The organism is Actinacidiphila guanduensis (genome assembly GCF_900103985.1).
Classification (GTDB): Bacteria; Actinomycetota; Actinomycetes; order Streptomycetales; family Streptomycetaceae; genus Actinacidiphila; species Actinacidiphila guanduensis.
On record NZ_FNIE01000012.1, the window covers coordinates 259,530 to 268,203 of the forward strand.

Sequence of the window (8,674 nt, forward strand, 5' to 3'; positions counted from 1 at the left end):
GGGGTCTCCCAGGAGTCGGGCAGCAGCGAGGCCAGGCCGGCAGGATGAGCAGGATGCCGACCAGGACTGCGATGGCTCCGGCGGAGGAGCGGATGAGCATGCCCAGGGCTACGCCCATCACGGCGACCAGGGCGAGGTAGATCCCCGCACCGGACAGGCTGCGCAGCACACCGTCGTCGCCGAGGGACATGGCGATCTTCTGGCCGCGCAGGCCCGGCACACCGAGTTCGAACGCGGCAAGGGCGCCCGCTGTCGTGAGGATCAGTGCGACGGGCCCGATAACGGCGGCTTTGCTCCACAGGACCGGCAGTCGGCGCGGGACCGCTGTGAGAGTAGAGCGGATCATCCCGGTGCTGTACTCGCCCGCAGAGAGCAGCACGCCAAGGACGCCGATGGCCAAGGATGCGGAGGTCACGCCGGTCAGAGCCAAGTTGACGGCGTCGTTGGAGGCGCCGGCCCCTCCGAGGCGGTGCTATTCGGGTGCTGCACTGGGGTTGTAGGTGTGGGCGGCGATTGCTCCGATGGCCACGGGCTCGCTCTGACGGCCGACCGCGGTACAGCCGTAGGCGACGATCAGTACCCGGTCCAACTCCCTGGCTGCACGAGCAGATGGGCCGCCGTCGCAAGGGGGCCCTTCGTCGCGGAGTGCACCAGCTGCAGCATGTCCGGCTCCCAGGGCCGCCCGGTGCCGGTGTCGGCGAGCCCGCCCCACAGGTCCACCACGGGCCGTCCGTCCCGGTAGACGCACACTGCGGCCCCGATGTCCCCGCCCCGCCGGAAGTTGGCCTCGAACGCCTCCCGCGCACCGTCGAACCCGGCAGCGACCTCACCTTTGAGTATCGTGATCCCTGCATCCTGGCAGCCCTGTTCCGCCCTGACCATGGACTTCCGCGTCGGCCGGCTCGGACCGGGGCGCGACCTCGGGCACCGCCGCGGACGCCCACCCGTCGCCCGGTTCCCGAGGCGCCGGAACCGAGGTTGTCGATAGGCGTTGCGCGCGCGAGGACGCGGGCCCGGGCCCAGGGCCGCAGGGGCGACGATGGATGAGGCGGACGCCGGACGGCTGCCGGCGGCCGGGTGGCGTGGGGAGGGGTGGCGTTCCTTCCCGCGGGGCTTGCCGTCACCCGGTGGTGCCGCCACGAGGTGGCGCGGCATTGGGCTCTGGCGGCGCTCGTCGCGGTCGGCTACGAACTGGCGCTGTTCGCGGTCCGTTTCGTGTTCAAGGTGATGGTGGACGTCCAGGGGCGGTCGCCGGCCGCCATCAGCCCGGACGTCCCGCCCCACGACCAGGCTCAGAGCACGGCAGCGGCCCGGGAGTTGTGCGTGGAACGCCGCCCGTCTGCGCCCAGCCGGTCTGGCCGCGGCCACGCGCGCGGAACTGCTGGACGCCCGACTACGCACGGGCCGTTCGGTGATGCGGAGGGCTCCGATCCGTCCTGGTCGCTGGTCCCACGTCCCCCGTGAGCCTTTGCTGTGCCGCCCCCGTTCGAGCGACAGCGATGCCGCGGGGGCAGTGGCGGCTCCCCTCCCCGGGTGGCCGAACCCGAAGTGCGGATCTCCCATGGGTGAGGATAGCTTGACCCTGTCGATCAGGATTCTTGAAATCCATTGGCGCGGAGAAGGCGAAGCACATGTTTTCGTCTTCCATGGACTCTCGCGGACCAATCGACCATCAGGCTTTCCGCCACTCGTTTCCCTGAATTCAAGAGAGGGAGCACATGAAGAGAATGCGAAGACTCGGATTTGTTCTGCTGACGACGGCAGCGGCGCTGACCCTGACGTTGAGCTCCGCCTCGCCCAGCAACAGCCTTCCTGCCGGCGGGCCGTCGAGCGGTCAGACTCCGACTATTGTCCTGGTCCACGGAGCGTGGGCCGATGCCTCAAGCTGGGCCGCTGTCACCGAGCGGCTCCAAAAGCGCGGCTTCACCGTAAAGGCGCCGCCCAACACGCTGCGGGGAGTCGCCACGGACTCCGCGAACCTGAGGGCGTACCTGCAGACGATCAAGGGACCTGTCGTCCTGGCGGGGCACTCGTACGGTGGGTTCGTCGTCACGAACGCAGCGACGGGCCTCAGCAACGTCAAGTCGCTTGTCTTCATTGACGCCTTCATCCCCGACACAGGGGAGACAGTGAACCAGTTGACCACGGCTGAGCCGGGATCTCTCCTGGCTGTTCCCGACCCCAATACCGTCTTCGACTTCGTACCGATTCCGAACAGCAACGGAGACGCGGACGCGTACATCAAGTCGAATCTGTACCGCAAGATCCTCGCAGCCGACGTCCCGCGCAACAAGACCGACGTGCTGGCCGCCGGGCAGCGGCCGATCGCAGCGAGCACGCTGAACGAACCCTCTGGGCAGCCGGCCTGGAAGACCATTCCGTCCTGGGCCCTGATCGGCACCGCGGACAAGGCCATTCCTCCGGCCGAGCAGAGGAACATGACCGCCAGGGCTGGATCCCACGTCGTGAGCGTACGGGCTCCGCACCTGTCGATGGTGTCCAACCCGGACGCGGTGACCAACGTCATCATCAGCGCCGTTCAGCACAGCTGAGGCGGGAACGGTAGCCCGAGCACTCCGGTTCACCGGGTCTCCTGCGTGTGCAGGAGACCCGGTGAGCATGCGCTACGCGGGGCCCATACCTGTGAGTGGCGGCCCCGACCCGATTCCGTCGCCCTACCGTGCGACGGTTCCGCGCACGCACGAGCCCGGGCCTGGACATCACCAGGGCGTACAACCGTCACCGTCGGTAGCCATTATCATGGATCAAAGTACTCAATGCGGGACGTTTGGCGTGATGGCAGTGGACCACGACCGGAATGAGGCCGGCGTTGCGACGGGGGATGACGCGGAACGGCGCCTTGACCTCCTGCTGGACGACGTCACACGGACCGCCGGCGCGCACATCGGGCAGACCTATCTCCAGGTCCCGGAGCGACATGTCCTGCAGATGACCACGTCGATCGGAGCCCCCGACAGGTTGGCCCAGTCGTGGTCCCGGATCGCACTCGCGGCGCCAGCGCCGGTGCCCGAGGCGGTCCGGTCGCGAAGCCCCGTCTGGATTGCCGACCGCCAGGAGCTGGCCCGAGGTTTCCCGCGCGTCGCCCTCGCCTTTCCCTATACCGTCGCCATGTACGCCGTCCCGCTCGCAACCGACGGAGACTGCTGGGGGGCCTTGCTGCTGATGTGGCCTGGCAGCCGGCGTGAAGGACTGTCCGCCGCCGAGCTGAGGCGGATCGGTGCCGCCGCCGACCGGATGGCCCAGGTGCTGCGGGACGCGACTGCCCGCCGCCGACCGGTCCGTCCGAGGGAGGAGCCGCTCGTCCTGGACCCGAAGCCCCGGGAGCCGGTGCCCGTGGCCGCCCTGGTGGATCGTTTCTCCGACGGCTTCGCGGAACTCGACCGCCGTGGCCGGATGACCTTCCTCACCGAGCGGGCCGCCCACCTGCTCGGCGGTGACCGCGCCGAGCTGACGGGCACCGACCCCTGGGACGCAGCGGCCTGGCTGCGGGACCCGGCCTACGAGAACGCCTTCACCTCCGCGCTCGTCAACCGTCAGCCCACCGCTGTCACCGCCCGCAGGCCGGACGGCGTCTGGCTCTCTCTTCTCCTTTGCCCTGACGCCACCGGCATCAGTTTGCGCATCAGGCCGGAGGACTCCGGCGAGAACGAGCGGGATTCACGCGGGGAGATGCCGCGCTCCGTCCATCGCGGCGTGAGAGCCGAGGAGGAGGTGCTTTCGACGCCTGTCCGCGCGGGCACGCTCTTCCACCTTCTGCACCTGGCTGCCGCGCTCACCGAGGCGGCGGGCGTCGGCGAGGTGGCCGAGGCGCTCATGGAGCAGATGCGGCCCGGCCTCGGTGCTCAGGGGCTGGCCCTCACGGTGGTGGACGAGGGGCGGCTGCGGGTGATCGGCTCACGCGGCTTCCCCCCGGGGATGACCGAGTATTTCAGCGGCCGGCTCACCGCGACCCGGACCGAGGGCGTGCGGACTGTGGAGACCGGCGTCCCGCGCTTCCACCGCACCAACGCGGCGTTGCTGGGCAGCTACTCCCGGGACCAGGGCTTCGACGCGGTGAAGGCCTTCGCCTTCCTGCCGTTGACCGTCTCCGGACGGACCTTCGGATGCCTGATCCTGGGATATGACAGGCAGCGGCCCTTCACCCAGGACGAACGGGCGGAACTCGTCTCGCTGGCTGGGGTGATCGCGCAAGCGCTGGAACGTGCCCGGCTCCACGACGTCAACGCACAGGTGGCACGGGGCCTCCAGGAGGGGCTGCTGCCCCGCTGCCTGCCCCACGTGCCCGGCGTCGAGGTCGCCGCCCGCTACCTGCCCGCGACGCACGCCCTGGACGTCGGCGGTGACTTCTACGACCTGATCGACTTCGCGGATCACAGCGCGGCAGCGGTGATCGGTGACGTCCAGGGGCACAGCGTCCAAGCCGCCGCACTGATGGGCCAGATCCGCACCGCCATGCACAGCTACGCCAGGACGGGGGCACCACCCGAGGAGGTCCTCGCCGCCACCAACCAGTTGCTCCTGGAACTGGACAGCGACCTGTTGTGCAGTTGCCTCTACGCGCACGTCGACGTGCCCGGGCGCCGTGTCCTGCTGGCCTCCGCCGGCCATCCGCCGCCGATCCTCCGCCATCACGCGCACCGCGCGGAGGTTCTCGACCCGCCCCCCGGGCTGCTCCTGGGCGTCGACGAGGACCCCTGCTTCCAGACCGCCGACATACCCCTGCCGCGCGGAGCCCTGCTGGCCCTCTACACCGACGGCCTCGTGGAGCGGCCGGGCAAGGACATCGGAGACTCCATCGGTCTTCTGGCCGACCAGTTCGCCGAGGCCCACGACGGGCGACTGGACTTGCTCGCCGACGAAGTCGTCGCCCACGCCCAGAAGACGGCGGACCAGGACAGCAGCGACGACATGGCGCTGCTGCTGGTGAGGTGCGACGTGGCGGGCTGTGAGGGTGCAGGCGCCGACCCTGCTCGTCCCGGCGAGTCCGAGCACGGACTGCCACCCACCCGGTAGGGGCCTGGACGCGGTCACCGGTCGGGTTCGCCACATGTCGACCCGCGTACCGTCCCACCGCGCCGCTCGGACACGGGCCGGCGTCCAAGCGGACGGGACTCGCAGCGCGTCAGATGAAAGGAACGTTCTGTATCCTCCCCAATGGTTGGGAACGAGACACGCGGCGAGCCCGCGGGGACGCGTCGGCCGTCCGCCGCACGGGAGCGTCTGCTGACCACGGCGTGGGTGTCTGCAGGGATCTTGTCCGTGCTGCACACCGGGATCCGGCGGGAGTGGCTGCCGCAGGAGTTGGGCTTCGGATCGGGGATGACCTGCTGGCGCCGATTGCGGGACCCCAACCGGGCCGGGGTGTGGGACAGGCTGCACCTGGCTGCTGGAGGAGTTGCATAAGGCGGGCCGGCCGGACCGGACTGGTCGAGGGCGGCCAGCCGCGTCCGCGGCATTGGGGCGGTTCGAAAAAGAGAGGATCCATGCCGGTGTCCTGGAAAGAACGCAACGCGGAGATCATTGCCGATTTTCGGAAAAACGGAGGGAAGATTTCGCCCGGGATCAACGCGATCCTCGCTCAGGTCGAAGTGGTGCTCATCACGATGAAGGGAGCGAAAAGCGGCGCGCAGTATGTAGTCCCTCTGACATGCTTCCCTCTCGAAGAGGGCGACTTCTTCGTAGTGGCCAGTGCCGGAGGAGCGCCCCGAACGCCATCCTGGTACCACAATCTCAAAGCACACCCGGACGTGCTGATCGAAAGAGGCATCGAAAGGTATCCAGCCGTCGCCACTTTGGTGGAGGATCCGACGGAACGAGCACATCTGTATGCGCAGACCACCAGGGTTAGAAGTGAGTTCGCCGATTACGAAAGAAAAGCCGGTCGGCTGATTCCGGTTTTCATTGTTCGCAGAAAACCGGAACGGGACGCGAATTAGACGATGTTCCATGTGGTGAGGCCAAGGGCTGTCCCGCAATCCATCTTGCGGTGTGCTGGCGAATGCCCAACCGGCCAGTCGGGGGTCTGACTACGCGGCCTGGGGAAGCTTGTGAAGGCGGGCGATGCCGAGCATGGCGTGGTGGACGCCGTCGCCCCCGGACTCGGCAGTCGCGCGGGATCTTCCAGGTCTTCATCCTGGCGAAGACGTGCTCGACGCGAGCCCGGACCTGCTTGTGTGAACGGTTGTGCTCTTGCTTCCGCACGCAGAGCTCGCCGCCGGCGGGGCGGCGATGCGGAATCACGAGTCCGGTGTCCTGGTAACCGCCGTCGGCGATCGTCAGCCCATCATCGAGAGCCAATCCCGACCAGTCGACCAGAGCGCACCGGTCACCGAACGAAGGGTAGGGCCCCGAACGCGCCAACCTGACGCTGCCCCGGACCATTGCGCGACAGCCCTTGGAAGCCGTCTCATTTGGTGAGTCTGCGGTAGCAGATGAGGGTGCAGGCGATGCTGGTGAAGGCGAGGAAGTGGTCGGCTTTGCGCTCGTAGCGGCGCTGCAGGCGGCGGCAGCCGGCGAGCCGGGCCACCGTGCGTTCGACGGCCCAGCGGTGACGGCCGAGTCGCTGGGAGGACTCGATGCCTTTGCGGGCGATGCGGTGCGTGATCCCGCGTAAGGCGAGCCATCTGCGCAGGTGGTGGTAGTCGTAGCCCTTGTCTGCGTGCAGTTCGGCGGGACGCCGGCGGCGCGGACCGCGATGGGAGCGGATCGGCGGAATGCCGCAGACCAGTGGGATGAGGGCCTGGCTGTCGTGGGGGTTGGCCCCCGAGATCCCCACGGATATGGGCAGGCCGCTCCGCTCGGTGATCAAGTGGATCTTCGAGCCGTACTTGCCCCGATCCACAGGATTCGGACCTGTCAGATCCCCCTTTTTACTCCCACGGCTCATCTGGCACCAGGCGCTCCACGATCCCCACGGCCGCAGACTACGGAATCGCCAAATGAGATGACTTCTAAGGCGTGCACCCCGTCGTTCCAGGACTCCGCACCGCACTGACCGCTTCAGGTGACACGGAAGACCGGCCAGCCGATCTCGGTGCGCCACGCAGCGGGATCGCTTGTGTCACGGGGGCCGACGACGTAGACCTCCCGTACCGGCCCGGCCACCGACATCGCGTTCTCCACCACCCAGGTCCCGAGCTCGCCGTACGTGACCTCGATGCCGTCATGTTCGCCGACGTGGGTGGTGACGGCGAGTTCTGCGGCCGGCAGAACCGTGGGGTGCACGCGTCCGGTGCGAGGTGGCGCAGCGGTCGGCAGGTAGACGAGCGCGTGACCGCGCTCCTGCTCGAAAAGGGCGTTGTCGTATATGCCGCCCGGCGGTCCGGTCACGGCGGCGCCGACGGCCGCCTCCAGTTCGGCCATCGCGCCTGCGAACCACGTCGCCATGTCCCGATGCCCGACTACGGCCTCCACCGCTGCGACCGTCCGGGCGGGCTCCGCACGCAGCTCGACGTCGATCGGCGCGGGGTCGGGCCGGAGTAGGCGGCGCAGCGACACGACCGCAGCGCGGGTACGGTCGAGCGCGTCCTCGAGGCGTCGCAGGTGGTCCGTGACCAGGGCTGCTCGGACACCGGGGTCGGGGGTCCGCAGGATCCGCTGCACATCGCTCAGGGGGACGTCGAGCTCGCGGAGCCGGTGGATGACCTGCGCGGTCGGGATTTGGTCGACGCCGTAGTAGCGGTAACCGGTGGTCTCGTCCACCACGGCAGGTTCCAGCAAGGCCGCCTCGTGATACCGACGCAGGGTCCGCACACTCAAGTGGGTCAGTCGCGAGAACTCCCCGATGGTCAGCATTCCGTCAATCTAAACGCTCCCCTTGGGGGAGAGTCCACGGCTTGACCCTCCCTCGCCGCGAGGTCACACGGTGGGCTCATGACACAGCACACCGATCTCCCGTCCGATCTGCTCCCGACCACCGTGCGCGAGTTCTTCGCCGCCCACATCGTCCGCGACGCCGACACCGCCTCGTCGTTCCTCGCCGAGGATGCGGTGATCGTCGACCAGGACGAGACCTTCCGCGGCCGAGAGGAGACCTACGCGTTCCTGCGGGACGCCGGGTCCGAGTTCGAATACACGACCGAGCAGATCGGCGCTCACCGCGTCGATGACGCCCATTGGGTGGTAACCGTGCGGCTCGAGGGCACCTTCCCTGGTGGCGTCGCCGAGCTTGACTACCGTTTCGCGCTGCAGGACGACGGCATCGCCGAACTCGTCATCGCCAACCATCCGGCCTGACCGAATCCGCACCACCTCGATCTTCAGTGGAGAGAAAAATGTCCGGTACAGATCGCGATCGTCTCGACGGTCGCAGGGCGCTGGTCACGGGCGGTTCGAAGGGCTCGGGCAAGGCCGTCGTGGAGAGACTGCGAGAGATGGGTGCCGACGTGTGGACCACGGCACGCACCATGCCCGGCGGCTACGAGCGCCCCGACCGATTCATCGAGGCGGACACTTCCACGGTGGGTGGTGCAGAGGTTGTGGTGTCCAAGATCTCTGAGGGAGGTGCGCTGGACATCCTGGTGCACGTTGTCGGAGGGTCGTCAACCCCACCTGGCGGGTTCGCGGCAGCGACTGAGGCGCACTGGCTGGCGGAACTCAACCTGAACTTCTTGGGAGCTGTCCGACTGGATCGAGCGCTGCTGCCGGCAATGGT

The 8,674-nt window shown here is 68.3% G+C and carries 7 protein-coding genes and 4 pseudogenes; 6 read left to right on the forward strand and 5 right to left on the reverse strand.

Features of this window, described 5'->3' with window-relative positions; translation table 11 throughout:
* Window positions 1-8: 8 nt before the first annotated feature.
* Together BLR33_RS36315 and BLR33_RS25660 are read right to left on the reverse strand one after the other, a co-directional pair.
* Window positions 9-577, reverse strand: a pseudogene (locus tag BLR33_RS36315) (ABC transporter permease); the annotation flags it as partial.
* 14 nt (window positions 578-591) lie between these two features.
* Window positions 592-846 (reverse strand): annotated as a pseudogene (locus BLR33_RS25660) (serine hydrolase); the annotation flags it as partial.
* Window positions 847-1,718: 872 nt separating this feature from the next.
* On the opposite strand from BLR33_RS25660, the gene BLR33_RS25670 reads away from it, so the two are divergent.
* From BLR33_RS25670 to BLR33_RS25685, 4 genes and pseudogenes are all read left to right on the forward strand, one after another.
* Window positions 1,719-2,552 carry an alpha/beta hydrolase gene (locus tag BLR33_RS25670; RefSeq protein ID WP_218136700.1) on the forward strand — a complete coding sequence of 278 codons (834 nt, stop codon included), beginning with the start codon at window positions 1,719-1,721 and terminating at the stop codon, window positions 2,550-2,552.
* A gap of 244 nt (window positions 2,553-2,796) precedes the next feature.
* Window positions 2,797-5,034 carry a SpoIIE family protein phosphatase gene (locus BLR33_RS25675; protein ID WP_093786991.1) on the forward strand — a complete coding sequence of 746 codons (2,238 nt, stop codon included), beginning with the start codon at window positions 2,797-2,799 and terminating at the stop codon, window positions 5,032-5,034.
* Between the two features lie 234 nt (window positions 5,035-5,268).
* Window positions 5,269-5,406: pseudogene (locus tag BLR33_RS25680) on the forward strand (transposase); the annotation flags it as partial.
* A 98-nt stretch (window positions 5,407-5,504) separates the two neighbouring features.
* A complete protein-coding gene (locus tag BLR33_RS25685; protein ID WP_093786967.1) occupies window positions 5,505-5,957 on the forward strand; it encodes a nitroreductase/quinone reductase family protein in 453 nt (150 codons plus the stop codon).
* A 90-nt stretch (window positions 5,958-6,047) separates the two neighbouring features.
* On the opposite strand, the pseudogene BLR33_RS25690 reads toward BLR33_RS25685, so the two are convergent.
* From BLR33_RS25690 to BLR33_RS25700, 3 genes and pseudogenes are all read right to left on the reverse strand, one after another.
* Window positions 6,048-6,315, reverse strand: a pseudogene (locus BLR33_RS25690) (transposase family protein); the annotation flags it as partial.
* A gap of 112 nt (window positions 6,316-6,427) precedes the next feature.
* On the reverse strand, window positions 6,428-6,907 hold the full coding sequence (locus tag BLR33_RS25695) for an IS5 family transposase (RefSeq protein ID WP_407639724.1): 480 nt from the start codon (window positions 6,905-6,907) through the stop codon (window positions 6,428-6,430).
* A 113-nt stretch (window positions 6,908-7,020) separates the two neighbouring features.
* Window positions 7,021-7,815 (reverse strand): MerR family transcriptional regulator, encoded by a 795-nt coding sequence (locus BLR33_RS25700; protein ID WP_093786968.1) that lies wholly within the window; start codon window positions 7,813-7,815, stop codon window positions 7,021-7,023.
* A gap of 78 nt (window positions 7,816-7,893) precedes the next feature.
* Between BLR33_RS25700 and BLR33_RS25705 the strand changes: the two genes are divergently transcribed.
* Window positions 7,894-8,256: a nuclear transport factor 2 family protein gene (locus tag BLR33_RS25705; protein ID WP_093786969.1), complete on the forward strand. Its 363-nt coding sequence runs from the start codon at window positions 7,894-7,896 to the stop codon at window positions 8,254-8,256.
* A gap of 38 nt (window positions 8,257-8,294) precedes the next feature.
* On the forward strand, window positions 8,295-8,674 hold a 380-nt coding region (locus BLR33_RS25710), incomplete at its 3' end, for an SDR family NAD(P)-dependent oxidoreductase (RefSeq protein ID WP_176930470.1).

What these genes read in the sequence shown, in the direction of transcription:
- BLR33_RS25670 (WP_218136700.1), top strand. Translation starts at nt 1,719, where the DNA reads ATGAAGAGAATGCGAAGACTCGGATTTGTTCTGCTGACGACGGCAGCG.
- BLR33_RS25675 (WP_093786991.1), top strand. Translation starts at nt 2,797, where the DNA reads ATGGCAGTGGACCACGACCGGAATGAGGCCGGCGTTGCGACGGGGGAT.
- BLR33_RS25685 (WP_093786967.1), top strand. Translation starts at nt 5,505, where the DNA reads ATGCCGGTGTCCTGGAAAGAACGCAACGCGGAGATCATTGCCGATTTT.
- BLR33_RS25695 (WP_407639724.1), bottom strand. Translation starts at nt 6,907, where the DNA reads ATGAGCCGTGGGAGTAAAAAGGGGGATCTGACAGGTCCGAATCCTGTG.
- BLR33_RS25700 (WP_093786968.1), bottom strand. Translation starts at nt 7,815, where the DNA reads ATGCTGACCATCGGGGAGTTCTCGCGACTGACCCACTTGAGTGTGCGG.
- BLR33_RS25705 (WP_093786969.1), top strand. Translation starts at nt 7,894, where the DNA reads ATGACACAGCACACCGATCTCCCGTCCGATCTGCTCCCGACCACCGTG.